General features: G+C 69.4%; 27 protein-coding genes. 8 read left to right on the top strand and 19 right to left on the bottom strand.

The genetic code is table 11. The features are described 5' to 3' along the window. Positions 1-3: 3 nt before the first annotated feature. Complete coding sequence (gene dapC, locus ACYVC6_RS11615) at positions 4-1,140, bottom strand: succinyldiaminopimelate transaminase (RefSeq protein WP_460715332.1); 1,137 nt, start codon at positions 1,138-1,140, stop codon at positions 4-6. Between the two features lie 4 nt (positions 1,141-1,144). Further along, positions 1,145-1,471, bottom strand: coding sequence for a ferredoxin (fdxA, locus tag ACYVC6_RS11610; RefSeq protein ID WP_292671098.1), 327 nt, complete (start codon positions 1,469-1,471; stop codon positions 1,145-1,147). Positions 1,472-1,545: 74 nt separating this feature from the next. Here fdxA and ACYVC6_RS11605 point away from each other — a divergent pair, with 74 nt between their 5' ends. Beyond that, positions 1,546-2,484 (top strand): GNAT family N-acetyltransferase, encoded by a 939-nt coding sequence (locus ACYVC6_RS11605; protein ID WP_460714152.1) that lies wholly within the window; start codon positions 1,546-1,548, stop codon positions 2,482-2,484. A 37-nt stretch (positions 2,485-2,521) separates the two neighbouring features. On the opposite strand, the gene ACYVC6_RS11600 is transcribed toward ACYVC6_RS11605, so the two are convergent. From ACYVC6_RS11600 to mshB, 5 genes are all read right to left on the bottom strand, one after another. Further along, complete coding sequence (locus ACYVC6_RS11600; protein WP_460714150.1) at positions 2,522-2,770, bottom strand: class I SAM-dependent methyltransferase; 249 nt, start codon at positions 2,768-2,770, stop codon at positions 2,522-2,524. A gap of 30 nt (positions 2,771-2,800) precedes the next feature. After that, complete coding sequence (locus ACYVC6_RS11595; protein WP_460714148.1) at positions 2,801-3,151, bottom strand: hypothetical protein; 351 nt, start codon at positions 3,149-3,151, stop codon at positions 2,801-2,803. Between the two features lie 135 nt (positions 3,152-3,286). Next, on the bottom strand, positions 3,287-5,077 hold the full coding sequence (locus ACYVC6_RS11590; RefSeq protein ID WP_460714146.1) for a VanW family protein: 1,791 nt from the start codon (positions 5,075-5,077) through the stop codon (positions 3,287-3,289). Between the two features lie 9 nt (positions 5,078-5,086). Then, positions 5,087-5,425, bottom strand: coding sequence for a hypothetical protein (locus ACYVC6_RS11585; protein WP_460714144.1), 339 nt, complete (start codon positions 5,423-5,425; stop codon positions 5,087-5,089). A 13-nt stretch (positions 5,426-5,438) separates the two neighbouring features. Continuing rightward, on the bottom strand, positions 5,439-6,359 hold the full coding sequence (mshB, locus tag ACYVC6_RS11580; RefSeq protein ID WP_460714142.1) for an N-acetyl-1-D-myo-inositol-2-amino-2-deoxy-alpha-D-glucopyranoside deacetylase: 921 nt from the start codon (positions 6,357-6,359) through the stop codon (positions 5,439-5,441). A gap of 23 nt (positions 6,360-6,382) precedes the next feature. On the opposite strand from mshB, the gene ACYVC6_RS11575 reads away from it, so the two are divergent. Beyond that, positions 6,383-7,435, top strand: coding sequence for a hypothetical protein (locus ACYVC6_RS11575; RefSeq protein WP_460714140.1), 1,053 nt, complete (start codon positions 6,383-6,385; stop codon positions 7,433-7,435). 9 nt (positions 7,436-7,444) lie between these two features. Here ACYVC6_RS11575 and ACYVC6_RS11570 read toward each other — a convergent pair whose 3' ends face one another. Then, positions 7,445-7,786 (bottom strand): HPF/RaiA family ribosome-associated protein, encoded by a 342-nt coding sequence (locus tag ACYVC6_RS11570; protein ID WP_460714138.1) that lies wholly within the window; start codon positions 7,784-7,786, stop codon positions 7,445-7,447. A gap of 122 nt (positions 7,787-7,908) precedes the next feature. Between ACYVC6_RS11570 and ACYVC6_RS11565 the strand changes: the two genes are divergently transcribed. Beyond that, positions 7,909-8,265: an HNH endonuclease gene (locus tag ACYVC6_RS11565; RefSeq protein WP_460714136.1), complete on the top strand. Its 357-nt coding sequence runs from the start codon at positions 7,909-7,911 to the stop codon at positions 8,263-8,265. Positions 8,266-8,376: 111 nt separating this feature from the next. On the opposite strand, the gene ACYVC6_RS11560 is transcribed toward ACYVC6_RS11565, so the two are convergent. The 6 genes from ACYVC6_RS11560 to ACYVC6_RS11535 all read right to left on the bottom strand — a co-directional run bounded on the left by ACYVC6_RS11560 (position 8,377) and on the right by ACYVC6_RS11535 (position 14,036). Continuing rightward, entirely contained in the window at positions 8,377-8,808 is a 432-nt protein-coding gene (locus ACYVC6_RS11560; RefSeq protein ID WP_460714134.1) for a hypothetical protein, read from the bottom strand. Positions 8,809-8,890: 82 nt separating this feature from the next. Next, entirely contained in the window at positions 8,891-9,154 is a 264-nt protein-coding gene (locus ACYVC6_RS11555) for a 2TM domain-containing protein (protein ID WP_460714132.1), read from the bottom strand. Positions 9,155-9,515: 361 nt separating this feature from the next. Then, the gene (locus ACYVC6_RS11550; RefSeq protein WP_460714130.1) at positions 9,516-10,733 is read right to left on the bottom strand and encodes a glycoside hydrolase family 32 protein; all 1,218 of its coding nucleotides are present in this window, start codon (positions 10,731-10,733) and stop codon (positions 9,516-9,518) included. After that, complete coding sequence (locus tag ACYVC6_RS11545; protein ID WP_460714128.1) at positions 10,730-11,638, bottom strand: carbohydrate ABC transporter permease; 909 nt, start codon at positions 11,636-11,638, stop codon at positions 10,730-10,732. Before ACYVC6_RS11545 ends, ACYVC6_RS11550 begins: the two co-directional genes overlap by 4 nt. Before the next feature lie 34 nt (positions 11,639-11,672). Next, the gene (locus ACYVC6_RS11540) at positions 11,673-12,617 is read right to left on the bottom strand and encodes a carbohydrate ABC transporter permease (protein WP_460714126.1); all 945 of its coding nucleotides are present in this window, start codon (positions 12,615-12,617) and stop codon (positions 11,673-11,675) included. 120 nt (positions 12,618-12,737) lie between these two features. Continuing rightward, positions 12,738-14,036: an ABC transporter substrate-binding protein gene (locus ACYVC6_RS11535; RefSeq protein ID WP_460714124.1), complete on the bottom strand. Its 1,299-nt coding sequence runs from the start codon at positions 14,034-14,036 to the stop codon at positions 12,738-12,740. Between the two features lie 213 nt (positions 14,037-14,249). Here ACYVC6_RS11535 and ACYVC6_RS11530 point away from each other — a divergent pair, with 213 nt between their 5' ends. From ACYVC6_RS11530 to ACYVC6_RS11520, 3 genes are all read left to right on the top strand, one after another. Next, positions 14,250-15,302 carry a LacI family DNA-binding transcriptional regulator gene (locus ACYVC6_RS11530; protein ID WP_460714122.1) on the top strand — a complete coding sequence of 351 codons (1,053 nt, stop codon included), beginning with the start codon at positions 14,250-14,252 and terminating at the stop codon, positions 15,300-15,302. Positions 15,303-15,355: 53 nt separating this feature from the next. Beyond that, entirely contained in the window at positions 15,356-16,438 is a 1,083-nt protein-coding gene (locus ACYVC6_RS11525) for a LacI family DNA-binding transcriptional regulator (protein WP_460714120.1), read from the top strand. Between the two features lie 269 nt (positions 16,439-16,707). After that, positions 16,708-20,496, top strand: coding sequence for a discoidin domain-containing protein (locus tag ACYVC6_RS11520; protein WP_460714118.1), 3,789 nt, complete (start codon positions 16,708-16,710; stop codon positions 20,494-20,496). A gap of 110 nt (positions 20,497-20,606) precedes the next feature. On the opposite strand, the gene ychF is transcribed toward ACYVC6_RS11520, so the two are convergent. Continuing rightward, positions 20,607-21,683, bottom strand: a complete 1,077-nt coding sequence (ychF, locus tag ACYVC6_RS11515; RefSeq protein ID WP_460714116.1) for a redox-regulated ATPase YchF — start codon at positions 21,681-21,683, stop codon at positions 20,607-20,609. A gap of 38 nt (positions 21,684-21,721) precedes the next feature. Here ychF and ACYVC6_RS11510 point away from each other — a divergent pair, with 38 nt between their 5' ends. Further along, positions 21,722-22,219: a thioesterase family protein gene (locus ACYVC6_RS11510; protein WP_460714114.1), complete on the top strand. Its 498-nt coding sequence runs from the start codon at positions 21,722-21,724 to the stop codon at positions 22,217-22,219. 79 nt (positions 22,220-22,298) lie between these two features. Here the strand turns inward: ACYVC6_RS11510 and tuf are convergent, their stop codons facing one another. The 3 genes from tuf to ACYVC6_RS11495 all read right to left on the bottom strand — a co-directional run bounded on the left by tuf (position 22,299) and on the right by ACYVC6_RS11495 (position 25,890). Continuing rightward, positions 22,299-23,486 carry an elongation factor Tu gene (gene tuf, locus ACYVC6_RS11505; protein ID WP_460714112.1) on the bottom strand — a complete coding sequence of 396 codons (1,188 nt, stop codon included), beginning with the start codon at positions 23,484-23,486 and terminating at the stop codon, positions 22,299-22,301. 887 nt (positions 23,487-24,373) lie between these two features. Next, positions 24,374-25,078 (bottom strand): CDP-alcohol phosphatidyltransferase family protein, encoded by a 705-nt coding sequence (locus tag ACYVC6_RS11500; RefSeq protein ID WP_460714110.1) that lies wholly within the window; start codon positions 25,076-25,078, stop codon positions 24,374-24,376. Positions 25,079-25,101: 23 nt separating this feature from the next. Next, the gene (locus ACYVC6_RS11495) at positions 25,102-25,890 is read right to left on the bottom strand and encodes an exodeoxyribonuclease III (protein ID WP_460714108.1); all 789 of its coding nucleotides are present in this window, start codon (positions 25,888-25,890) and stop codon (positions 25,102-25,104) included. A 60-nt stretch (positions 25,891-25,950) separates the two neighbouring features. Between ACYVC6_RS11495 and ACYVC6_RS11490 the strand changes: the two genes are divergently transcribed. Then, entirely contained in the window at positions 25,951-26,343 is a 393-nt protein-coding gene (locus ACYVC6_RS11490; protein ID WP_460714106.1) for a DUF6542 domain-containing protein, read from the top strand. Here the strand turns inward: ACYVC6_RS11490 and ACYVC6_RS11485 are convergent. Beyond that, the gene (locus ACYVC6_RS11485; RefSeq protein ID WP_460714104.1) at positions 26,340-26,963 is read right to left on the bottom strand and encodes an L-threonylcarbamoyladenylate synthase; all 624 of its coding nucleotides are present in this window, start codon (positions 26,961-26,963) and stop codon (positions 26,340-26,342) included. The genes ACYVC6_RS11490 and ACYVC6_RS11485 overlap by 4 nt on opposite strands. Positions 26,964-26,990: the final 27 nt, after the last annotated feature.

The raw sequence follows: 26,990 nt of genomic DNA, 5'->3' as shown, positions 1-26,990 counted from the left end.
GCCCTAGCTCGCGAGCCGCTCGGCGGCCGCCGCGATCCGTTCGTCGGAGGCGGTGAGCGCCACCCGCACGTGCTGCGACCCCGTGGCGCCGTAGAACTCGCCCGGCGCCACCAGGATCCCGCGCTCGGCCAGCCAGGACACCGTCTCCCAGCAGCCCTCCCCGCCCGTGTCGGTCTGACGCTGGGCCCACAGGTAGAGCGACGCCTCCGAGTGGTCGATGCGGAAGCCGGCACCGGTGAGGGCCGCGTGAAGCACCCCGCGCCGCGCGAGGTAGGTCGCGTGCTGGGCCCGCGCGTGCTCGGTGTCCCGCAGCGCCGCGGCCATCGCGACCTGCTGGGGCGCCGGCATCATCAGGCCGAGGTTCTTGCGCACCGCGAGGAGCTCGCCCACGAGGGCCGGGTCACCGGCCACGAAGCCGCAGCGGTAGCCGGCCAGGTTGGAGCGCTTGGACAGCGAGTGGATGGCGAGGATCCCCTCGGTCGAGCCGCCGCAGACGTCGGGGTGCAGCACGGAGACGGGCCGCTTCGACGGGTCGGTCTCCCAGGCGCACTCGAGGTAGCACTCGTCGGAGGCCAGGACCACGCCGCGCTCCCGGCACCAGTCGACGACCTTGCGCAGGTGCTCGACCGGGAGCACCCGGCCGGTCGGGTTGGAAGGCGAGTTGAGCCACACCAGCGCCGGGGTCTGGGGGCCGAGCCGGGTGAGCCCGTCGGAGGCGACGGCCCGTGCGCCGGCGAGCGCCGCGCCGACGGCGTACGTCGGGTAGGCGAGCTCGGGGAAGACCACGGTGTCACCGGGACCCACGCCCAGGTGCAGCGCCAGCGAGCCGACGAGCTCCTTGGTGCCGATCACCGGCAGCACCTGGTCGAGACCGAGGCCGGTGACCGCGTGCCCGGCCAGCCAGTCCAGGCACGCCTGGCGGGTGTCCTCGCGGCCGACGGTCAGCGGGTATCCAGGGGCGTCGGCAGCGCTGCGCAGCGCCTGCTGCACGACCTCCGGCGTCGGGTCGACGGGCGTGCCGACGGAGAGGTCGACGATCCCGTCGGGGTGCTCCCGGGCGCGCTCGGCATGGCTGGTCAGCCGGTCCCAGGGGAAGTCGCCGAGGCGACTGGAGACGGTGGGGCGCGGCGAGCGGTTCAGCGGCTCACTCGTCGTGCTCTTGCGGCGGCAAGGCGGCTACGAGCGGGTGGTCCTTGTCGATCTCGCCCATCTTCGCGGCACCGCCCGGGGAGCCGAGGTCGTCGAAGAAGTGGACGTTGGCGTCGTAGTAGTCCTTCCACTGCTCCGGGGTGTCGTCCTCGTAGAAGATCGCCTCCACCGGGCAGACCGGCTCGCACGCACCGCAGTCGACGCACTCGTCGGGGTGGATGTAGAGCATCCGCTTGCCCTCGTAGATGCAGTCGACCGGACATTCGTCGACGCAGGCGCGGTCCTTGAGGTCGACGCACGGCTGGGCGATGACGTAAGTCATCTGGTCCTCCTGGAGAGACGAAGATGTCGAGCGCGGAGCGGGCCCCGAGAGCGGACCCAGCCTAGTATCCCGGCGTGCCCGCTGACCCAGTAGCCCAGGGGTTGGGCCCACATGTCGTCGGGGTGCGGGTCGTGGTGCGCCGCGTCCTGCCCGGTGAGCGTGGACCGTCAGGGGGTCCGGCGATGACCGACGTGCTCGGCACGTGCGTCTCCTGGGGTGACGGGGTCTGTGTCGTGCAGCCTGACGCCAGTCCGGACCTGGAGCCGGTGCACATCCCGATCGCGGACATCGTCTCCGGCAAACCGGTCCCGCCGCGACCCTCGCCGAGGTTGCGGGTGGAACCCCAGGACGCGCAAGTGCGGGCCCTCGCCCTGTGGCCCGACCTGGAGACCCGGGCGCTGGGTGCCTGGCTGCTGCGCCGGTCCACGGAGTCGACCGCGCGCCGGGCCAACTCGGTGCTGGCCATGCGGCCTTCCGGGGTCGCCGGCGACTACGAGGCGGTGGTCGCGTTCTACGAGGGCGTGGGGCAGCGGCCGATCGCGGCGGTGCTGCCGGACTCGGCAGAGGACGCGATGTTCCGCTCGCACGGCTGGGTCCTGGAGAGCCACGACGCCGACACGGTCTTCGAAATGACCGGGGTCGCCCAGGCCAGGCGAACCCTCCCCCGGGCGCTACCGGGTGGGGTCGAGGTGTCCCTGGAGGGTGACGAGCACCTGGTGACGGCCCGGGCACGCACCGAGGACGGCCGGGTCGTCGCCTCCGGCGTCGCGGCGCTGAGCTCTCGACATGGCAGCGATGACTGGGTCGGTTTCCGGGGCATCGAGGTCGACCCCGCCGAGCGCGGCCGCGGGCTCGGGCTGCTGGTCATGGCTGAGCTGCTCGAGTGGGGCGCTGAGCGCGGCGCGACGACGGCGTACCTCCAGGTGCTGGGCGACAACACCCGCGCCCACGCGCTCTACGACGGCCTAGGCTTCGTGCCCCACCACCGCTACCGCTACCTGGCCGCGCCGTAGGCCTGGGGATACCAGCGCACGCACAAGGCGTCGAAGGTCAGCGGTGCCGTCGTCGCCCCCGCTGCCGGATGACCTCCAGCATTCGTCCGTCGGGCTCCACGACATAGAGCTCGAGCCCGCGCTCGACGAGACGATCGGTGAGCTTGCCCGTGCCCGCCCCGACCTCGGCAACCTGTTCTGCGCCCGGAGGGACGAGCCAGTCGACGGCGGCGTCGGGGTAGGTCGGACGCCACTCGTCGTACTCGTTGGCCCAGGCTCCGAAGGAGGTAGCGCGTGAGGCGTGCATGTCGGCGATCGTGCCAAACGACCGGCTGACTCAGCCCACCTGAGACCACGCGGCAACCGGCAAGGAGAGATAAACCCCGACAGTGAGCGGACGGATCAGGTCGGCGAGCTCATCTCGGAGCTGGTCACAACGCTCCTGCCGGTTGGACTCGCGGCTCGTGAACCACTTCGACCGGACCTCGACCAGCAGGTCGAGTCCACTCACGTCGTATGACCCTCTTGGCCGGAAACAGATCTCGACGTCGCCGGGGCCCAGCACCCGGTCGTAGGGCTCCTCCGGGCACTCGACGGCCCGTGACGCCGCGTCCGGCAGCCGCTCTGCCAGCAGCTCGAGGTACTCGACCGGGAGGTCGTGACGGTGGGTCACATCGACGATGGGCATGTCGGGACGCTAGTGCGAGGTCCGCGAGCCGGAGGCCGCCAGGCCCAGCCCCGGCTCACCACATCTCGTGACGGTCGCTGCGCGACCTCCTCGATGACCGCCCGCTCTCTCGCTCGCTGGCGCTCGCCTCGTTCGCTACTTGCAGATGACCGTGTCCGACGGGATGTAGGTCGTGTGGTAGTTCTCGGTCTCCAGCAACGTGGGGTCGCCCACCCGGTGGAGGTAGCGCTTCACGTCGATGTCGAAGCCGCCGTAGCCCTGGTTGGGCACGCAGTCCGGGCCGGACATGGTCTGCGTCCCGGGGGAGGTGAAGTTGTAGCGCTCGCCGGTCGAGGTCGTGACGTCCCAGTACTTCGTGGAGTACATCGTCACCGTCACCGTGCCCTGCGATCGGCCGGCGCTGGGGATGACGTGGGCGTCGATGAGCACGCCGTACGGCGTGTTGTTGGCGAACCTCAGGTCGACGGCGCCCCAGGCGACGGTCGCCTCGCGGCCGACGGGGTAGCGGTCGATGTAGACCGAGTGCGGCTTGTGCTCGACGTCCTCGAGCCCGGCGAAGAACGCCGCGTTGTAGGTGGTGGTGGCCATCTGGGAGACGCCGCCGCCGAGGTCCTCCTTGAAGATCCCGTTCTGGATCACGAACCCGACGGTGAACCCGTTCTCCTCCGTCCGCTCCCCGACCGTGTCGTTGAGCGAGAAGGTCTCACCGGGCTTGAGTACGGTCCCGTTGATCAGCTCGGCGGCCCGGCCGATGTTGATGTCTCGGTATTCCGCCGGCGGGTAGTAGGTCGTGAAGGTGGACACCTGCTCCTTGATCTTCAGCGCCTTGGCGTCCTTGGTGGTGAACTCCGGCTCGGCGACCGTCGCCTCCACCTCGATCGAGCGGGCCCCCTCGGGTTGCTGCACCAGCTCGAGGAATGCGTCGGTGACGACGTCCGGCTCATAGCTGACACCGGGCTTGGCTGGGATGACCTTGGGCTTGCCGTTGACCAGGGCCACCGTGGCGTCGACCGGAGCCTCGGTGGTGATCCCCGCGTCGACGAGCGCGATGACCCGCTTCTTCTTCAGCCCCGGCACCAGCTCGCCGTCGACCGGCTCGAGCCGCAGCGCGGGTGCGTAGTCCTGAGGGGACAGCTGGACCGGTGAGCCGCCGAAGACGAGCGTCACCGGGCCGGACAGCGCCGGGTTGGCGAAGGTCGTCATCGCCTCCTGCACGTCCGTGGAGTCGATGTCGGGGGCGATGGTGGTGAGCTCGAGGGCCACCGACGCCGGCTCTCCGGACTCCTCCGCGCTCTGCGCGAGCCACGCCCCGAGGATGGCGTCGGCGGCGCGGTCACGGTCGAGCTCCGCGCCCACCTGGGGCTCGGTGACGATGGCGCGGCCGGTCTTGAAGGAGATGGCGCCGTTCTTGGGCTCGCTGCCGAACTCCTTGTCGAGACCGTCGAGCGCGTCGGCCAGCCGGCTCTCGTCGATCGAGACGACCGGGTCGAGCTCCTCGCCACCGGTGAAGTAGTCCCAGAGCCGCTGCGGGTCCCAGCTGCGTCCGCCACCGGCGGCGCTGACCGAGGCCTGGTAGTCGACCGTGAGGCCCAGGTCCTCGGGCGCCACCTCGCGGCTGTCGCCGCCGACGGCCACGACGACCGGGGCGGTGACCCGCTCGGCGAGCCCGGCCTCGAGGGCCTCGGCCGCCGCTGCCGGGGTGAGCCCGCCGATCTCGACGCCGGCCACGGTGGTGCCGCGCGGGACCTTGTCGCCGGCGGCGGCGTACGCCGCGACATAGCCGCCGGCCAGCAGGAGCCCGAGCAGCAGCATCACGACCAGCACCAGCCGGCCGCCTTCGCGCTCCTTCTTCGGCTGCCCCGGCCCGGTGGGCGCGCCGAGGACGGGCGAGAGCTCGCCCGTGGAGTCTCCCGCCACTCCGGTCACCTGCACATCCTAGGTAGGTGGTGGTCCTGGGCGGGGCAGCGTCGCGACCGCGATGAGGAACGTCGCGACGCCGACACCCAGCAGGACGTAGCCGCGCGCGTTGCCCGGCACCAGGTAGTCGCCCTCACCGCGAGGGGTCATGGCCAGCCCGAGCACCGCCACGAAGCCCAGGGCGAACGGCAGCCGGGTCCGCCAGCCGCGGGGCAGCGCCAGCACGGTCGCGCCGACCGCCGCCACGGCGAGCGCGAGACTCCACCAGCGCTGGTGCACCGCGACGGCCGCGACGCTGGTGACCGCCCCCACCGCCAGCATCAGGACCGGCAGGAGGACCAGGTTGACGACACGCACGGACGACCGGCGCTCAGGCCGGGATGCCGGCGAAGAGGTCCGTCTCGAGCCCGTCCTCGCCGACCTCTCCCTGTCGCCCCTTGGCGATCCGGAAGAACTCGATCCCCCAGGCGGCGCTGCCCACGTTGTTGGACAGCGCGAAGAACGGGCCGTCGGTCTGGATCTGGGTGGGGTAGGCGCGCATCGCGTCCATCTTCTGCTCGACGTAGTCCTGCGCGTCGACGGCACAGGCGAGGTTGTCGTCGGAGGTGACGAACGGCGGCAGCGGGCCGTCGGGGTCCATGCCCTCGAACGAGGTCGTGTCCCCGGCCTCGCGCAGGAGCCGCAGGCCCTCGCGCATCCGGCTCTCCGACATCGCGCCCCAATAGATCTTGGCGATGTCCCAGGGGTCCCCGAGGTCGCGGCGGTAGGACGGGACGGCGGCCAGGTGGGCGGCGTACGTCGCGACCCGGTGTGCCTGGATGTGGTCGGGGTGGCCGTAGCCGCCGAACTCGTCGTAGGTGACCATCACCTGCGGCCGGACCTCGCGGATGATCGGCACCAGGTGGTCGGCGGCCTCGGTGAGGTCGGCGTGCCAGAACGCGTTGTCGTGCACCTCGTCGGCAGCGACGGCGTGACCGTCCTCGTGCCACTTCATGCCGGAGTCGCGGTAGCACTGGAAGCCCCCGAGCCAGCGGTGGTCGGTCACCCCCAGGGCCTTGAGGGCATCGGCGATCTCGCCGCGGCGGTGCTCCCCCAGCCCGTCCTCCTGGTCGGCAGCGAGGTGGGCGAGCTCCGGGACGAGGATCTCGCCCATCTCACCGGCGGTGCAGGTCACCAGGGTCACGCCGCGGCCCTCGGCGACGTACTTGGCCATCGTGGCGCCCTGGCCGATCGACTCGTCGTCGGGGTGGGCGTGCACCAGCAGCAGCCGCTGGGAGGGGGTCTCGGTCACCCCTCGATCGTAGGGTGGTCGGCATGTCGGAGACGGTGGGGTTCCACCTGACCCGCACCGACGAGAACGTCGACGAGATCGACGCGTTGGCCGCTGTGACGGGCGGACGCACCGGTCTGGCCCCGCTGCTCGACGACCTGAACCGCCAGGCACGCCGTGCCTTCCTCGGCGGCCGGCTGCTCGGCCGAGCCGTCCACCGGGCCTACACCTGGGACGCGGACGACCGCCGCGACCCGGACTGGTGGCCCCAGGGCGTGACGACCTCGGCGGACTCCTCCGACACCGAGGACGTCCACGGTCGGAGGGTGGTGGTGGTGTCCTGGTATGCCAAGCATGGCCAGGGCGCCCGGGTCACCTTCCTCGACCTCGACACCCGCCGCTACCGGCACGTCCTCCTGGTCGTCCCCACCGTCGTCGCCGGTGTCGTGGTGCTCGAGCCGCTGCGGGTGCACGCCGGGGGGATCGTGTGGCTGGGGCCCTACCTCCACGTCGCCGCCACCGCGCGCGGCGTGATGACCTGCCGCCTCGACGACCTGGTGCGGGTCCCGGACGGGGTGAGCCTGCCGACGCACGGCTACCGCTACGTGCTCCCGGTGCGGTTCTCCTACCGGGCCGTGACCGGCGACGGCCTGGAACGCCTGCGCTACTCGTTCCTGTCCCTGGACCGGGCCTCGGAGCCCATGCAGCTGGTCGTCGGCGAGTACGGCAACCATCGCCAGTCCCGGCGACTCGCGCGCTACTCCCTCGACCCGGAGTCCTTGGTGCTGGCAGCCGGCGACGACGGCGCGGCCCGGCCGCTGACCCTCGACGAGGAGGGCGCGGTCAGGATGCAGGGCGCCGCGATCGCGCAGGACACGTGGTACGTCACCGCCTCGACCGGTCCCTGGGTGCCGGGGTCGGTCTACGTCGGCAGGCCGGGCGCGTGGCGACGCCACCGTTGGGCCACGCCGATGGGTCCGGAGGACATCACCTGGTGGCCCTCGACCGACCAGCTCTGGTCGGTCACGGAGCATCCGCGCCGGCGCTGGGTGTTCTCCATGAGGCGGTCCTGGTTCGACCGACCAGCGGCGCGGTGAGCCACGGGCTCACGCGTGACGGATCGACTGCCGCTTTCCCTTGTCCGCGAGCCGCGCGAGCGTGTGGCTCAGCACCGAACCGAGTGCGGCGACCGCGCCGTCCAGGGCAGCCCTGGCGTCGGAGGCCTCGTGAGTCACGGCGACCGGTGACAGTCCCGACGGGCGCGCCTCGGCCCGGCAGCGTACGTGCGCGCCGGACTGCCGGACCGCGCTCTGACGGGTCAGGTGCAGGTCGACGCGGTTGAGCCTGGACGCGAACCTCGCCAGCTCCTCCGCGGCGTTCGACTCGATGCGCGCCTGGAGCTCGGCATCGACGACGATGTTCTGGTCGGTGTGGAGATGGACCTTCATTCCCGTACCTCTTCTCCGAGGGGTGCGCTTCGATGGCGCATCTCCACCTCATCACCCCTCACGGGCGGCGCCCACTGGCCTTGGTCCCGGTTTCAGGGCCCAAAGACCACTAGCGTGCGAACGTGCCCTCCCGAACCCGCGCGGCGACGTACGCGCGTCGCCGCAAGCGCCGGATGGCCGCGGTCGACCACGACCTCACCGAGGAGCAGTGGCTCGGGCTGATTGAGGCATGGGGCGGCTGCGCCTACTGCGGTGGCGACGGAGCCGCGCTCCAGAAGGACTGCATGCTGCCGATCTCACGCGGCGGTCGCTACACCCTGACCAATGTGGTGCCGGCCTGCGGCCCGTGCAACGCGAGCAAGTGCAACACCGAGGTCACGACCTGGCTGCGCCGCAAGAGGCGGGACGACGGGGCGTTCCTGCTGCGTCAGGTCGAGGTCGTCCAGACCCTGGAGCGGGACCTCAGCCGTCGTCCGTGACCCACGAACGACTCGGCCGGCGTTGACACGACGACGCACCCGCCTCGGGGACCCGACGCCCGTTCTGGGGCGTCGAGACCCGTCAGCGAGTGTGTCGTCGTGCTGCTGTGCTCACCTGACCAGTGCGTGGCGGTGTGTCTGGCGGGCCGTCGAGCCCGAGTCCCCAGGCGGGGCCTGCCGTGCTTCCTTGGCCAGCATGACGTGGTGAGTCGTGGAGATCAGCCACAGCGCAGCCAGGGCAGCCATCAGGAGCCCCAGCGCCGTGTCACTCGCCGACCACAGGGTCACCACACCGGCGACCAGGGCCACCAGCCCGAGCACCGAGGTGCCGGCCAGGTAGCCCTTGTTGCCGTGGAGGAGCTGGTCGAAGCTCGGCACCACTGCGACGGCCGAGGCCACGAAGCCGAGCACGAGGATCACCAGCGCGGTGACCCGCAGAGTGCTCATGCCGGGCAGGGTCACGTCAGCGACCCACATCAGGTAGAGCGCGACCGCTGCACCGACCGCGCACGAGGCGATGAGGTCCTTGGGAGGAATGCGCATCATTTCCTGCTCCCCTCCGCCGACGGCGGCGCGACGGCACTGCCGCCGACGAACTTGGAGTTCGACCGATGTCGAGGGCGCGTCACCGCGTCTTGTTGATCTCGCGCTGGATGTCGTCCTCAGTCACGTCGTGCCTGAGGTAGGCGTCCCACACGTCCAGCGCAAGCAGCACGCCCCATCCTGCGAGGACCCAGCCCGGCCAGAAGTAGCCGAAACCGGCCACGGCCCAGATCCCGACGAGGAACGCGTTGATCAACACGTACGCCATCAGGTCGCCGCGGACCTTGCGCTTCCTCAGCAGTCGTGCTCGAGCCTCTTCGTAGGTGGAGGTCATCAGTGCCGTCATCGTCGCCACCTCCTTTCGCAGCCGGCACTCCAGTTTCATTGTCCGGAGGCCGGGAGGTGGCAACCAGAGGCACGGGTAACCGGGCCGCGTGACCTCCGTCCCGATCATGAGCCCGACCTCGTCGACGCCCAGGGGTGCACGCGGTCACTCAGACGTTGAAGCGGAACGTCGCCGCCGTGAACGTGCTGCCGCTGAGCATCGTTGGTCGTTCTCTGAGTGACGTCTGACCTGCGCAAACGCGTTCGCCGACCCTGTGAGCGTCGTTGATGGCGGCCGATCTCGGCTGGGCTTCTGGCGGACTGTTTGCGGACTGCGAAGCATGGCCTCGCTTGTCGACGGTTTGCACGGGGATCGAGATCCGTCAGCAGCCACTGGTTCCGAGACCGACGAGCGCCGTCCCCGTGCACACCTCGATGACGGGACCGTCGACGACCACGTGCACCGGGCCCGGAACGTCGGTGACGACCGTCTGAGTCCCGTTCGACGTGACGCTCACGGTTCCCCGCTCGTACCGGACATCGACGGACCCAGACGTGTGGTGGGTCGCAGGCAGGTGGACAGTGCCGCCCTCGTCGAGCAGCAGGTGCTGCACGCCGGTCTCCCGGTCGTACGCGCCCGGTGCGGGCACGACCGGGTGCGGTGTCAGTCGCACGACTCCGGCCATGGCGGCATCGAGACTCAGCCGGTAGGGAAGGCTCAGTGCGCCGGTCCAGCTGCCGTCGACGTCGGCGACCTCACGGATCCAGAAGAGCAGGCACGGCTCGCCGTCAGCATCGGCGAACCCCGTCGCGGCATAGTGCCCGGTCCCGTGCGTCAGTCGCTGCCATCGGTCGACCTGCATTCGACCATCCTCGAAGGTGCCCACTCCCGCGAGTACGTCGTGTGTCGAGCCGTCGTGCCAGGTCGAGACGACGACGACGTGGCGGTCGCCCACCCGCAGCAGCTGTGGACACTCCCATGCCTCGCCCGACGGCAGCGGGCCGGTCGGCGACGTCCGGGTGCTAGCCAGCACGCCGTCGTAGTCCCAGTTCTCCAGGTCGGCGGACACGAAGGTGAGCACGGCTGGAGTCCCGTCCCGGTAGCCGGCCCCCACGAGCATGCGCCATCGATCGCCGTCCCGCAGCACGACCGGGTCTCGGAACACGCGCAGGTCCTCGCCCGGCGGCGGGCTGACAACGACGTCGCCCTTGTCCCACTGCTGCCAGGCATCATCCGCGGGGCGCGCGATCCGGACGGCGCCGAGGTCGATGTCGGGCTCGTCGACGGAGGTGTAGAAGATGACGGCCGATCGGGCCAAAGCCGGCTCGGGGACGACGAGCCCGCCGGACCAGCAGCCGAGCTCGTCATCGCCGGGTTCGAGGGCGTTCGGGTGATGGGTCCAGGTCAGCAGGTCCGGGCTCGTCGCGTGTCCCCATCGGCAGCGTGGGTTCCATGCGGCTGCGCCGGGGAGCGCCTGGTAGAAGAGCTCGTACCGGTCGTCCCGCCAAGTGACCCCGAGCGGGTCGTTGATCCATCCGTCGGCTGCCGTGAAGTGGACCGCTGGCCGGAACGAGCTACTGACACGGGCAGGTGTGCTCACCCCTTGACCCCGCTCGACGCGATGCTCCCGATGAACGCACGCTGGAAGGAGAGGAAGAGCACGAGAACGGGGATCGTGATCAAGGTCGCGTAGGCCATCATCGCGCCCCACGCGACATTGAGCTGGAAGAAGTACTGGACTCCGACCATCACTGGACGCAGGTCCTCCGACTGCACCGCCATGAGCGGCCAGAGGAACTGGTTCCATGCCGGGAGGAAGGTGAGGATGGCGACCGTCGCCGTGGCCGGCCCGGACAGCGGCATGATGATGCTCCGATAGATGCGGAACCAGCCTGCCCCGTCGACGCGGGCGGCCTCGTCCAGCTCTCTGGGGATCGTCGAGAAGTACGAGTAGTAGAGGTAGATCGAGAACGCGTTCGCGATGAACGGGATGATCTGCACCTGGTAGCTGTCGAGCCAGCCGAACGACCACAGGAGCCGGCCGTCCTGCACCACCAGCCATGGCAGCTTGTTCACCCACCACAGGAGGGGTAGCGCGAACGTCTCGAACGGGACCACGAGCGTGGCGATGATGGCGGCGAGGACGAGGTTCCGCCCCCGCCACTGCATCCGGGACAAGCCGAAGGCGGCCAGGCTGTTGACCAGGATCCCTAGCACGACTGTGACCAGCGAGACGACGATGGAGTTCGCGAGGAACCGCCAAGCCGGAACGGTGTCGAAGACCTCCCCGTAGTTGTGCAGCGAGATGTCGCCCACGGGCAGGAAGGCCCGGGGCGAGCTCAGATCGGAGAAGATCTGGTCGTCGGGCTTCAGGGACGAGACGAACATGAACACGATCGGGAACAGGAAGAACACCGCGAGCACGGCACGGCCGATGTGGCCGGCGACGGTGCCCGATGTCCAGTCACGTCGCCTGCGGGATCGCCCGCCGGCCGCGCGGCGCACGCCTGCCCGACTGGTCGTAATGGTGGCCAATGGATCAGTCCCTCTCGCGAGTGAGGAAGCGCTGTAGGAGCGAGATCGTCAGCACGAGGACGAAGAAGACGAGCGAGATCGCGGACGCGTAGGCGGTCTGCTGCTGCCCGTAGCCGGCGCGGACGGCCTGGAACACCACCGTCGAGGTCGAGTCCAGGGGCCCGCCGTTGGTCATGATCTTGATCTGGGCGAAAAGGCTCAGCGCCGCAATGGTGATCGTCACGAGGATGAAGGTGCGAGTGGCGCGCAGTCCTGGCCAGGTGACATAGCGGAACCGCTGCCAGGAGCCGGCGCCGTCGAGCTCTGCTGCTTCGTAGAGCTCGCCGGGGACCGTCTGCAGCCCGGCCAGCCAGATGACCATGTGGAAGCCGACCGCCTGCCAGATCGACATCACGATGATGGCGGGCATCGCCGTCGAGGGGTTGTTCAGCCAGTCCGTGCCCTGGATGAGGTTGAACGACACGGTTTGGAGGAGGTGGTTGACCAGGCCATCCCGCTGGTACATGAACGTCCACAGGATCGAGACCACGACGATCGAGGTCACGACCGGGATGAAGAAGACGGTTCGGTAGGCGTTGGTGCCACGGATGCGGGCGTTGATGAGCAGCGCGAGCACCAAGGCGAACCCGGACTGGAGCGGCACCACGACGACGCCGAAGTAGAGGGTGTTCCGCAGCGACTTCCAGAACACCGGGTCCGAGAAGAGCCGGGTGAAGTTGTCCAGCCCGACGAACTGCGGACCCTGCGGCGAGATCAGCCGCGCATTCGTGAACGAGAGCACGAAGCACAGCACGACCGGCACGAAGAAGAACACGACGAGCAACGCGACCGCCGGGGTGACGAACACACCGGCGGCACGCGCCTCCGCCCGGTGGGTGAGGGGGCGGCCGCCACGGCTCGCGCTCGGATCGATGTGTGCTGAGGCTGGGACTGCTGCCTGCTGGGTCACGGCGGTGGATCTCCTTGGCTGCGCGGGGGGACGACGCCGGAAGGCTCATCGAGCGGGGCGCGGGCCCATGGGAGCGGGCCCGCGCCCCGTGACGCCACGGCTGTGGCGCGGAGGCTGCGCCTAGTAGCCGTAGTAGTTGTTCGCCTTGAGATCGGCGTCGATGTCCGCGACAGCCTGGTCGAGGATCTGCTTCGGGTCACCGCCCGCAATGATGTCCTGAGCGGCCTTGGCGAACGTCGTCGTGAGGAACGGGTAGCCGGGCGTCGGCGGCCGGATCATGGCGTACTTGGCGGACTCGTCGAGGAAGAACCTCTTGGCTCCGCCGGGCTCCCAGCCGTCGACCATCGCCGCGGCTTCCTCGGTGGCCGGCACGTTGTTCTGCTTCTCGACGATCTCAGCGAGGTACTTCTTGTCCAGGGAGAACTCGAGGTAGTCCATCGCCGCCTCCTTCTCGCCACACGTCGAGCTCACGGCCCACTGCCAGGAGCCACCGCCGATCTTCGGGCCGTTGCCGAAGTCCGGCGGGGGCATCACGATGCCGTCGTCCCCGAGCTTGGACAGGTTGCCGGAGTTCCAGATGCCCGACCACACCATGGCCGACTTGCCGTTGACGAAGTCGGCGAAGGCGTCGGATCCCGACTTGGCCGGTGCGTACCCGTCCTTGACGAGGCTCTGGAACCAGTTCGCCCACGCCAGCGCCGCGTCGCCGTTGAGCACGCCATCCGCGGTCTTGAACGTGTCGCGATCGATGAGGTCGCCGCCGAAGCTCTGCAGGAAGGGCGAGTAGCCGTAGGTCCACCACTCGGTACCGGGGTCACCGGTGCCGAGGTCGAAGGCGTACTCGTACTTGCCTCCGGCCTTGACCTTCGCCAGTGCGTCAGCGAACTCCTCCGCCGTCCACGGGTCGTCGACCGTGGCGATCCGGACGCCTGCCTCCTCCAGAGCCGACTTGTGCGCGAAGAGTCCGAGCGCGGCGTCGTAGAGGCCGACCGAGTACAGCTCGCCCTGGTACTCCCCCAGCGTGCTCTCGAGCTGCTTGGCGACCAGGTCCTGCGGCAGCTCGAGCGGCGCGAGGTAGCCCGCATAGGCCCAGTTCGGCACCGTCGGCGCGTCCGTGTCGAGGATGCAGGGCAGCTTCTTGGCGGTGGCCGCGGCGACGACGGCATCGTTGTAGGACTCCTGAGGGAACGCCTCGATCTTGACCTCGTAGTCGCTCTGGCTCGCGTTGTAGTCCGCGACGATGTGCTCGATCACCTCGAGCTCTGCCGGGTTCCCGGCGTTGTGCGTCCACAGCGTCAGCTCGCCCGCGCTGCCACCGCTCTCGGACGACGCGGTGCCACACGCGGACAGCGCGACCCCCGCGGTCACGACACCTGCAAGCACGGCCGCCCCGCGCCGCCCGATCCCGAACCGTTTCATGTCGACTCCTTCTTGCCTTCCGGCCTCACGCCCAGCCACTTGCCTCCGTCGGCAACCGTGCAGCTGATGAAGAAACGTTTCCGCAGACTATGAAGTATCGTTACATCTAGGTCAAGAGCTGTTTTCGATTCGTGCCCGAGCTCGCGCCGCCGCGATGATGAACCATCCAGCCGGCCTCGACCCGGGCGACGTGGTTTCCGGGAGGTGAAGGGCTTGGCGACGACCCGTCGGCCGACGCTCAAGGACGTTGCCCACACCGCGGGGGTCTCCGTCACCACCGTGTCGGTCGTCCTGAACGGCCGCCGGGACGGCGTCCGCGTCCCCGACGCCACTAGGCGTCGCGTCCAGCAGGTGGCCGAGGACCTGGGCTACCGCCCCAACATCCTCGCCCGCAGCCTGCGGACCCAGCAGACGCGCACGATCGGCTTCATCTCCGACGAGGTGACGACGACGCCGTTCGCCGTGGCGATGCTCGCCGCCGCGCAGGATGAGGCGGCCCGGCACGGCTACCTGCTCTTCGTCGTCAACCTGGGTCCGAACGCGCCGCTGGCGATCCAGGAGCAGGCGATCGATCTGCTCGCCCAGCAGCAGGTGGGGCACATCGTCTACGGCTGCATGTACCACCGCGTCGTGGACCCGCCTGTCGGCCTGCCCGCCAGCGCGATCTTCCTCAACTGCGAGGCGAGCGGCGGCCGGCACCGCTCCATCGTCCCGGATGACCGACAGGGGGCCTACGAGGTCGTCAACGAGCTCATCACCGCCGGTCATCGACGGATCGCCTTCCTGGACGACCACCAGCACCCGCCGGCGTCCCAGCTGCGGCTCGACGGCTTCCGGGCGGCGCTTGCCGAGCACGGACTGGACTACGAGCCGAAGCTGCACCTGGAGACGACGCCGTTCGTCCGCGGCGGGCTGGTCCTCTCCGACCTGATCGACCTGCCCGCCCGCCAGCGCCCGACAGCGGTCTTCTGCTACAACGACCGCATCGCCATGGGTGCCTACCGCGCGGCGCGCACCCGCGGCCTCCGCGTCCCGGACGATCTGTCCATCGTCGGGTTCGACGACCAGGAGTACATCGCCTCCGAGCTCGATCCGCCGCTGACCACCGTGCGGCTTCCGCATCGGGAGATGGGACAGCTCGCCATCCAGCTCCTGCTCGACGAGCGGGATGTGCTGGAGGCCCTGCCGTCCACAGGCGGGGCCGTCACACGGATCGCCGGTGAGCTGATCCGACGGGACTCGGTCGCCGAGCCGCGGCGCGCCTGATCGTCCGCACCGGCACGGGTCCCGCCGCCCACGCCAGTGCCGGCTCCTCGAGCGTGGCCGACTCGTACTCTTGCGGCGTGCCAGCGCGCGAAGGTCACCGAACGCCGGGGAGCAGACCACGCCGGGTCGACGTGGCACGCCTTGCGGGCGTCTCGCCGGCAACCGTCTCCTTCGTGCTGAACCAGACCGCCGGGCAGACGATCAGCGCCGAGACCCGGCAACGGGTCCTGCATGCGGTTGCCGAGCTCGACTACCGCCCCAACCGTGCGGCACAAGGGCTGAGCCGGGGGCGCACGGAGACCATCGGCTTCGTCAGTCACGACGTCGACTTCGGCGAGTTTGCGGCCTCGGCCATCAAGGGGGCGCACGAAGCATGTGTCCGCCAGGGCAACCTGCTGCTCCTGGTCAGCACCGGTGGCTCGAACCAGCTGGCGGCACAGCTGATCGGCGACCTGCTCGACCGTCAGGCCGACGCCCTGATCTTCGCCGCGGTCGGCACCCGGTCCGTGCTGCTCCCCGAAGCCGCCCGCCGTGTCCCGGTCGTCCTGCTGAACTGTTTCGCCGCCCACGACCCCGCACCCGCGATCCTGCCTGACGAGGTGCGCGGCGGGCGGGAGGCCACCCAGGCACTGCTCGATCTCGGGCACCGGGACATCGCCTACCTGACCGGGAAGCCCAGTCAGTGGGCCACGAAGGCCAGGCTCCGCGGTTTTCGCGATGCCCTGCGCGGGGCGGGGTTGAACCCCTCCGAGCACGTCGTGCTCCCTGGCAACTACCACGCGGACTCCGGCTACGAGCTCGTGCGGACACTCCTGAAGCGCGACCATCTGCCCACCGCGATCATGTGCGGCAACGACCGGATGGCCGTGGGCGCCCTTCTCGCCCTGTTCGAGGCGGGCATCCGGGTTCCTGACGACGTCTCGGTGATGGGCTACGACGACCAGTTCCAGCTCGCCGCCGAGATCCGCCCAGCCCTGAGCACCATGCGGCTGCCGTACGACGTAATGGGACGCCTGGCGGCAGAGCAGCTTGCCGCCGGCGGACCAGCGACTCGGAACGGCCGCACGCTCGTGCACTGCCCCCTCGTCATCCGAGACTCCACGGCTGCTCCGGCCCGGAGACGCGCCCCATCCTGAGCCGGAGCACGCGCGCCGTCGCACCGGACGACCCCTTGACCGCAAGCACGAAGTGTGGCTAGCGTCACTAACTAACCCGCATTAGTGAATGTTGCTGCCTCTGTGCCGCACGACCTGCGACCGGCAGCCAGGCGCTCGCTCAGGTGGGCCATGGCGCGCTGCCGCGGCCGAGGAGGGCCGCGGGTCGACAGCGGCCTTCGTCGCGCTGCGCCCCGACAGCGGTGCTCCCCGGCGACATCCCTTTCACACGAGCTCCTTCGGAGGAACGCATGCGCAAGTTGAGAAGCCTGACGATGCTGGTCACGAGTGTCAGCGTTGCTGTGCTGCCGGGTCTGCAGACCATGGCGCAGGCAGCGCCACCGCCGACGCATGGCACCGCCGTGCAGGTGTGGCTGAGCGACGTGTCCACCGACACGTGGGTCGAGCGCCAGAACGACGTGTCGTTCCAGACCAAGCAGGCGACCAACCCGCTGACGATCAAGGTCGACGACAGTGTCAGGTACCAGGAGATCACGGGCTTCGGGGCCGCGCTGACCGACTCGTCGGCCTGGGTGATGAACGAGCTGCCGGCCGAGTCGCGCGACGAGCTGATGAAGAACCTGTTCGATCCCGTCGACGGGGCGGGCCTCAACATGATCCGGGTGCCGATGGGCGCGACCGACTTCACGGCGTCGGAGTTCTACTCCTACGACGACCTGCCGAAGGGGGAGACCGACCCGACCCTCTCGAACTTCTCGGTCGCACACGACGAGGCCTACATCATCCCGCAGCTGCAGCAGGCGCTCGCCCTCAATCCGGGGATCAAGGTCACCGCCACCCCGTGGAGCCCGCCGGGCTGGATGAAGACCTCCGACGACCTGGTCGGCGGAAGCCTCAAGACCGAGTACGAGCCGGTGCTCGCCCAGTACTTCGTGAAGTTCATCCAGGCCTACGGCGAGGCCGGTCTGCCCATTCACTACGTCACTCCGCAGAACGAGCCGCAGGCTGCTCCCAGCTGGCCCGGCATGGAGATGACGCCTTCGCAGCAGGCCCGCGTGATCAAGGAGATGGGTGACGCCTTCGCCGCCAACGACATCTCCACCGAGATCCTCTCGTGGGACCACAACTGGGACGTGCCGTCGTATCCGGAGGCCGTCTACAACGATCCCGCCAGCGCCGACTACGCCGTCGGGGCGGCCTGGCACATCTACAGCGGCAGCCCGATCTACCAGACGTTCGCGCACAACGACTACCCGGCCAAGAGGAACTACCTCACCGAAGCCACCGGAGGGACCTACCAGGCCAACACGGAGGTGGCGTTCCACGACGCCTTCAACACCTGGGTGATCGACAACATGCGCAACTGGGGCAACGGCGTCATGCTGTGGAACATCGCCCTCGACCCCGAGGGTGGGCCGCTCAGCGGCATCCCGCTCAATCGCGGACTCGTGGCCGCCGACCCCGAGACCGGCTCGGTCTCCTACAACAGCGAGTACTACGCGCTGGCGCACGCGAGCAAGTTCGTCGAGCCCGGCGCTCACCGCATCTACTCGAACAGCTTCGGCGCCGGCAGCGTCGAGAACGTCGCGTTCCAGAACCCCGACGGGTCGAAGGTCATGCTGGCCTACAACGACTCCGACGAGTCGCAGGCGATCAGCGTCGCCGATGGGACGCAGTCCTTCGACTACACCCTCGAGGCCGGGAACGCAGTCACGTTCACCTACTCCGGCCCTACGCAGAAGGGCAGGAAGTCCGCTGCGCCGAACGTGGTCGACTCCAACCACGACTTCGTCTTCGACGCGGCCACGGCGAAGGGCCGCGGCACCAAGTCGAAGGACGAGGTGACGATCACCTACGACCCCGACCTGCTGCCCATCCAGAACACCGTCGTGAACGGTGACGGCCTGCTCACGTACTCCCTGCCGGTCGGCGCGTCGATCACGCCCCCGGGAGCCGAGCTCGACCGATCCGGATGGACGATCGAGGCATCCGCCAGCTCGGAGGGAGACGAGGCGGCGAACGCGATCGACGGCGACGTCCACACGAAGTGGCGCACCGGGATCCGCGCGAAGAACGGCGACCACTTCCAGGTCGACCTCGGCGCTTCGACGACGGTCACCAAGATCGTCCTCGACAACTCCGAGGAGGACGCCTTCGAGGCGATCGCCGACTACCAGGTCTACGTCTCGGAGGACGGCGAGGACTGGGGCACGGCCGTGGCTCGCGGCAGAGGCCCGTTCGGCAGCGTGTCGATCGCGCTCGAGCCCCAGACGGCGCGGTACATCCGCATCGTCAGCACCGACGACTCGTTCCACTTCCACTGGTCCGTCGGCGAGGTGAAGGTCTACGGGGTCGACTCTGCGAGCAGCTCGTTCGCGTCTCCGACCAAGGTGTCCAAACCGCTGCAGCTGAAGGGCTGGACCAGCCCCGACGGCGCGAAGGTGAGCGTCGTCTACAACGGCAGCCGCAGCGAGCAGAGCTTCCGCGTCTCTGCGGACGGCTCGTACAGCTACTCCCTTCCTCCCGGGACCTCGGCAATGTTCACGACGCACGAGCGTCCGGAGTCTGCGGTGCCGGCCTTCGGCACCCTGGCGCCGAGTCGCGGCCTGCCTGGCTACCGGCTCACGATCACCGGTGCTCACTTCGGCGAGACCCAGGACTGGGGCACCGTCTTCTTCGGTGCGGTCCCCGCCCGGATCGAGAGCTGGTCGGACACGAGGATCATCGCCATCGTCCCGAGAGGGCTCCCCTCCGGGAAGTACCAGGTGTCCGTGAACGGTTCCGGCGGAGAACCCGCAGGTGGGGCTCCCTTCACCCTCAGGGGTCTGGGGACGCCGCTCGATCGGGATGGCTGGACCGCGACTGCCTCGGACGTGAGCCCATGGCCCGCCGACGTGGTGGAGCACGTGCTGGACGGCGACATCGACACCAGGTACGCCTCGGGCACGGGCCAGTACGACGGGATGTCGCTCCAGGTCGACATGGGCCAGCCGCAGACCTTCAACCGCGTCGTCCTGGACGCCGGCAGCAGCTTCGGCGACACTGCCCGGAGCGCCGACATCTATGTGTCGTCCGACGGTCAGGCGTGGACCAAGGTCACCTCTGTGCTGGCGAGCGGTCAACCGGTCCAGCTGGCATCGTTCCCAGAGCAGACCGCGCGCTACATCAAGGTGGTCAACACGCGCAACGCCGGCAACTGGTGGTCGATCGCAGAGTTCGGCGTCTACAACAACACCGAGCCGGATCCTGAACCGGACCCGGAGGCTCCGCTGGCCCGGGACGGCTGGTCGGCTACGGCGTCGGACGAGAGTCCGTGGCCCAACGACGCCCTTGTGCACATGCTCGACGGCGACACCAGCTCGCGGTACACCTCCGGCACCGGCCAGTACGACGGGATGTGGGTCCAGGTGGACATGGGCGCGGAGAAGACCTTCAACAAGGTCGAGCTGGATCCCGGCAGCAGCACCGATGACTACGCGCGCAGCGCCGACATCTACGTTTCCTCGGACGGGACCGCGTGGACCCAGGTCGCTTCGATCGCCGGGCCCGGCCAACCGACCCAGGTGGCCACCTTCGCCACCCAGACGGCCCGCTACATCAAGGTCGTCAACACCGGCAGCGCCGGCAACTGGTGGTCCATCACGGAGTTCAACGTCTACTACGACCCGGATCAGGAGGATCCGCTGACCCGGGACGGCTGGTCGGCCACGGCGTCGGACGAGAGTCCGTGGCCCGACGACGCGCTCGTGCACATGCTGGATGGCGATGCCATCTCGCGGTACAGCTCCGGGACGAGCCAGTACGCCGGTATGTGGTTCCAGATCGACATGGGTGCGGCGCAGACGTTCAGCAGGGTCGAACTCGACTCCGGCCCGAACGCGGACGACTACGCGCGCAGCGCGGACGTCTACGTGTCCGAGAACGGAGTCGACTGGACGAAGGTCGCGTCGATCGAGGCGGATGGTCAGCCGGTCCAGACGGCGTCATTCCCCACGCAGACCTCCCGCTACGTCAAGGTGGTCAATACCGGTAGCGCCGGCAACTGGTGGTCCGTCACGGAGTTCAACGTCTACGAGTAGTGACGCGCTGTCAGCACGACGCCCGGGTCAGCACCGCTGACCCTGGCCTCGTGCTGTGCTCGTGGGGTTGCCCGAGCCCATCTCGGTGAAGTTCTTGCGGACTGGGCGGATCACACGTTGAAGCGGAACTCCACCACATCGCCGTCGGCCATCACGTAGTCCTTGCCCTCCATGCGGACCCTGCCGGCCTCCTTGGCCTTCTGCATGGACCCGAGCGCCATCAGGTCGTCGAAGGAGACGACCTCGGCCTTGATGAAGCCGCGCTGGAAGTCGGTGTGGATGACGCCGGCGGCTTCGGGGGCGGTGGCGCCCTTCCTGATCGTCCAGGCCCGCGTCTCCTTGGGGCCGGCGGTCAGGTAGGTCTGCAGGCCGAGGGTGTCGAAGCCGACCCGGGCGAGCACGTCGAGGCCGGGCTCGTCGACGCCCATCTCGGCGAGCATCGCGCGGGCCTCGTCGTCGTCGCCGAGCTCGACGAGCTCGGACTCGAACTTCGCGTCGAGGAAGATCGCCTCGGCGGGGGCCACGAGCGCCTGCATCCGCGCCTTGAGCTCCTCGTCGGCGAGCTCGTCGGCGTCGCAGTTGAAGACGTAGATGAACGGCTTGGCGGTGAGCAGGGACAGCTCCCGGATCAGCGAGCGGTCGATGTCGGTGGCGATGACCGGCGTACCGCCGTCGAGCGCCGCCTGCGCTGCCTTGGCCGCCTCGACCGCCGGCACCAGGGACTTGTTGCCCTTGGCCTCCTTCTCCAGCCGCGGGATCGCCTTCTCCAGTGTCTGCAGGTCGGCCAGGATCAGCTCGGTCTGAATGGTCTCGATGTCGTTGGCGGGGTTGACCTCCCCGTCGACGTGGGTGACGTCCGCGTCGCGGAAGACCCGGGTGACCTGGCAGATCGCGGCCGACTCCCGGATGTGGGAGAGGAACTTGTTGCCCAGGCCCTCCCCCTCCGACGCGCCCTTGACGATCCCGGCGATGTCGACGAACTCGACCGTCGCGGGCAGCACTTTCGCCGACCCGAAGACCTCGGCCAGCCGTGGCAGCCGGTCGTCGGGGACGCCGACCACGCCGACGTTCGGCTCGATCGTGGCGAACGGGTAGTTGGCCGCGAGCACGTCGTTCTTGGTGAGGGCGTTGAAGAGCGTCGACTTCCCCGCGTTGGGAAGTCCGACGATGCCGATCGTGAGAGCCACGAGGGGAGAGCCTAGGTGCAACCCCTAGGGTCGGCCGCATGCCCGACCACCCCAGCTACGAGCAGCTCGTCGCCCAACCGGCGTACGCCGTCCAGCCCGTCCCCGTCGCCTTCGAGGACCACACCGGACAGCTCAACGTCCGCCACTACCTCGGCATCGGCAGCGAAGGCCTGGACGAGTCGCTGATCAGCGTGGGCATCCCGCACAACTGGCCGGCCAAGGCAGGACTGGCGTGCCTGTCCGCCGAGCACCACCTGACCTACCTCCACGAGCTGCGCACCGGCGACCGGATGTCGGTCCGGGTGCGGCTCCTCGGCCGCTCCGAGCGGGCCGCGCACGCCCTCGTCTTCGTCCTCGACGACACCAACCAGAGGCTGGCCACCGTGTTCGAGGAGATCATCCTGTGCGTCCGGCTCGACCCGCGCGGGTCCGAGCCCTGGCCGGCCGACGTCGCCGCCGGCCTCGACGCCCGGATCGCCGAGGACGCCGCGCTCGAGTGGGCGCCGGTCACGTCGGGCTGTCTGGCTCTGCGCTGAGCGTGGAGCTGGGACGGCCCCGCGACTGACCAGGTCGCGGGGCGTCCCTTCCCCAGGTAGCGGGTCTGTGTCTCCGCCCTCAGTCGAGGACGGCGGTCACCGCGCCCGCGGCGACGGTGCGGTTGCCCTCGCGGACGGCGAAGCCCAGGCCGGGCTCCATCGCCACCGCCTTGCCCAGCTCGACCGTCACCTCCACCGAGTCGCCCGGGAAGACGAGCTCGACCTCACCGAGGTCGAGCGCCCCCGACACGTCGGTGGTGCGGAAGTAGAACTGCGGCTGGTAGTCCGAGGCGAACGGCGTGTGCCGTCCACCCTCGGCCGCGGTGAGCGCGTGCAGGTTCGCGGTGAACCTGGCGTGCGGGGTGACCGAGCCAGGCACGACCAGCACCTGGCCGCGACGGACGTCCTCACGGCGTACGCCGCGCAGCAGGACCGCCGCGTTGTCGCCGGCCTGGACGGCGTCCAGCGTCTTGCCGAACGACTCCATGCCGATGGCGACCGAGGCGACCGTCTCTCCGAGCCCGACCACCTCGACCGACTCACCCACCGCGAGCACCCCGCGCTCGACTGCACCGGTCACGACGGTGCCGCGACCGCTGATGGTGAGCACGTTCTCGATGGGCATCAGGAACGGGTCGCCGAAGGCGCGCTCGGGCAGCGGCACGTAGTCGTCGACCGCGGCGAGCAGGTCCAGCACCGACTGCGTCCACCGCGGGTCGCCGGAGAGGGCGCCTAGCGCGGAGACGCGGACGACCGGCACCTCGTCGCCCGGGAAGCCGTACTCGGAGAGCAGCTCCCGGACCTCGAGCTCGACCAGGTCGAGCAGCTCGTCGTCCTCGACGGTGTCCGCCTTGTTCATGGCGACCACGAGGTAGGGCACGCCGACCCGGCGGGCGAGCAGCACGTGCTCCCGCGTCTGCGGCATCGCGCCGTCCTGCGCGGAGACCACGAGGATCGCGGCGTCGACCTGGGCCGCGCCGGTGATCATGTTCTTCACGTAGTCGGCGTGGCCGGGCATGTCGACGTGGGCGTAGTGACGGGTGGCCGTCTCGTACTCCACGTGCGCGATGTTGATCGTGATCCCGCGCTGGACCTCCTCGGGTGCGCGGTCGATGCCGTCGAACGCCACGAACTCGTTGGCGGTGGGGTCGGCGTCGGCGAGCACCTTGGTGATCGCGGCGGTCAGGGTCGTCTTCCCGTGGTCGACGTGACCCATGGTCCCGATGTTGAGGTGGGGCTTGGTGCGGACGAACTGGCGCTTGGCCATGGCTGTGCTTCTGCTTCCTGTGTGTGAGCTGGTGCGGACCGCATCGGGTCTGACGACCCTTCCCCGGTGCGGTCCGGGGACTCACGAGGAAGGGTCAGGTTCGCGCGTCGAGAACCCGCGCGACAGCGGCTGACGGGCCCAGAGAAAGGCAGAGCCCGGTCAGCAGCGACGAGGCCGCGAGGGGAGCAGCGAACATGCAGATCATGGTGACGGCCCAACGCCTGCGGCCGCCACTGGATTCCCGTCCACATTGTCGAGCAAGGTCCTATTTTCGATCATATGTTCGTATAGTTACTCACCCACGATGACACTCCTGGCCGACTCCCTCCCCGACTCCGCTCCGCGGAGTCGGGACCTCTTGGCGGAAGTCCGCGAGGAGCGTCGGGCCGCCGATGCGGCGGAGCGGCGCATCCTTGAGCTCGCGGTCGAGTTCGCGCGCGCCAACCCGGCCTTGCCGGGGCGCCACGATTGACGGCGACGACATGGACCACCATGCCGATCAGGACTGCGACCACCCCGGCGATCATCAACAGCAACGAGAAGACGTCCCAGGGGTCCCAGGTCGCGGGGCTGTCCCTGACATCGACCAGCATCATCCCGACGGCGATGGTGAACAGGCCGACCGTGATGAAACCCATCCCCGTATCCTCGCGTGCGTCGTTGGAGCGGCCTTCAGCCTCGAGGCTGACCCGGCGCGCAGGACCCCCAATTCTCGGGATGAGCAGACATCCGGCTCGCCGCGAGTCGTGCGGTCATGCCGAGTTGAGGTCGCCGCAGTTTCATCAAGGGATGTCGCTCAACCCGCACTCCCTGAGGTGAACTCGGCATGGGAACTGCAGGTTCGTCTGGATCCCTTGATGAACCGACGGGGAGCCGGATCCATCCGGTCATGCCGCTGCGCGGGCGCCAGTACGGCGCAGCGTCAGCCACAGGCTGATCGCCACGTAGTAGGCCAGGTAGCCGAGCGACAGTCCGGTGAGCACGATCGGCACGTCCGGCAACTGCGAGGTGATGGCGCCGAACAGCACCAGGAACGCCGTCGCCAGCGCCATGTTGGTGTACCAGAGCGTCTCGGTGCGCGAGGGGTAGACGTACTTGACCGGCACGAAGATGAGCACCGTCAGGGCGAGCAGCACCGACGTGGTCGCGACCGTGCCGAGCTCGAAGACGATGACGTAGAACGCGACCACGTTCCAGTACGACGGGAAGCCCAGGAAGAAGTGGTCCTCGGTCTTCGCGTCGGTGCGGGTGAACTGGTAGCAGGAGGCCACCAGCGGGATGGCCGCGACGACGCCGCCCCAGGCGCCGTCGGGCAGGTAGCCGGCCTCCCAGAGCAGCACCATGGGCGCGAACGCGTAGGTCAGGTAGTCGACGATGTTGTCCAGTAGGGCGCCGTCGAGCTGCGGCACGACCTCCTTGACCCGGAACCGCCGCGCGAGCATCCCGTCAGTGCCGTCCACCACCATCGCGGCCAGGAACAGCCACAGGACCGTGCGCACCTCGCCCTGGTAGGCGAAGTGCACCATCAGCAACGCGAGCACCGAGCCGGTCGCGGTGAAGGCGTGCACCGACCATGCCGCGAGCCGCTCCATGCAGTGAGGCTAGGGGTAGGTGGTCAGTTGAGGTCGACGATCACCGGCGCGTGGTCCGACGGCGAGCCCGTGCCCTGCGCCGGGTCCCGCTCGTCGCGGTCGATGAACGCACCGGTCACCCGGGCGGCGAACGACGGCGAGCCGAGCACGAAGTCGATGCGCAGGCCCCGGTTGCGCTCGAACCGCTGCCGGTAGTAGTCCCAGTAGGTGTAGACGTCCGGCCCCGGGCAGTGCGGCCGGACGACGTCGGCGTAGCCGTCGTCGAGGAAGGCCTGGAACGCCGCCCGCTCGGGCGGCGTGACGTGGGTGGAGTTGCGGAACTGCTGCGGGTCGAAGACGTCCTCGTCGGTGGGGCAGACGTTCCAGTCGCCGACCAGCGCCGTCTCCGAGCCCAGCCACGACCCGGCGGCCTCGCGGAGCCGGGCCAGCCAGTCGAGCTTGTAGACGTAGTGGGGGTCGTCGGGCTTGCGGCCGTTGGGGACGTAGAGCGACCAGATCCGGACGCCGGCGCAGGTCGCCGCGATGGCCCGCGACTCGGGCTCCGCGGGTTCGCCCCACCCGGGCTGCCCCGGGAACGTGACCTCGACGTCCTCGAGGCCGACCCGGCTGACGATCGCGACGCCGTTCCACTGGTTGGTGCCCGCCGAGACGATGTCGTAGCCCAGCGACTGCAGGCCCATCAGCGGCAGCTGGTCCTCGCGAGCCTTCGTCTCCTGCAGGGCGAGGACGTCCACGTCGTGACGCTCGAGGAAGCGCTCGACCCGGTCGATCCGGGACCGCAGGGAGTTGACGTTCCAGGTAGCGATCCGCACCACCTCAACCTACGGCGCGGCTCCGACGAGCCACCCGCGGCCCGACCTACGGTGAGGAACGTGAGCCAGGCTCGCACTCTTTGGACCGACGGCCGCGAACCCGGATATCAGGTCGTGGCCCTGGGGCTCGCCGTCGCGCTCACGGTCGTGGCGCTCGACCTCGCCCGCGCGGACCGCGTGACGAGCCTGTTCGACGTGGCCTTCGTGCTCGTCTGCGTCGCGCTGGCCCTGCTCGTCCGCCCCCAGGACTTCTTCACCGTGGGCGTACTGCCGCCGCTCATCATGGCGGCGGTGTTCGTCCTGGTCGGCCTCACCAACCCGGCCGCCATCGCCCACCCCGACGACGGGCTCGTGCAGGCGGTGGTGTCCGGGCTGTCCACGCACGCCGTCGCCCTGGGCGTCGGCTACGGGCTCTGCCTGGGCTGCCTCGCCGTACGCCGCCGCTTCGTCTAGTTGACGAACCGGGAGGGGTCCCCCGCGCCGACGCGCGTGACCTCGGGGGCACCCTCCGACCAGTCCACGACCGTCGTCGGCTCGGCCGGGGTCTCGCCCGCCTCGACCACGATGTCGACCACGTGGTCGAGCTCCTCCTTGATCTCCCAGCCCAGGGTCCGGGGCTCGGTCTCGCCCGGCAGGATCAGCGTGCTGCTCAACAGTGGCTCGCCGAGCAGGTCGAGCAGCGCCTGCACCAGCGGGTGGTCCGGGATCCGCACCCCGACGGTGCGCTTGCGCGGGTGCAGCAGCCGCTTCGGCACCTGCGGCAAGGCGGGGAGGATGAACGTGTAGGGCCCTGGCGTGGCCGCGCGGATCGCCCGGAACGCCGCGTTGTCGACGTGGACGAGCTGGCCCAGCTGGGAGAAGTCCTTGCACACGAGCGTGAAGTGGTGGCGCTCGTCGAGGCCCCGGATCCGGAGGATCCGGTCACGCCCGTCGCGGTTGCCGATCCGGGACCCGAGGGCGTAGCCGGAGTCGGTCGGGTAGGCGATCAGGGCGTCGTCCCGCAGCGCGTCGACGACCTGCTGGAGCAGCCGCTCCTGCGGGTTGTCGGGATGGATGTCCAGGTAGCGCGCCACGACTCCTGAGACTACGTGCCGAACTTA

The sequence above is a fragment of the Nocardioides dilutus genome (genome assembly GCF_054779555.1).
This window is presented reverse-complemented; position numbering and strand designations above follow the sequence as displayed.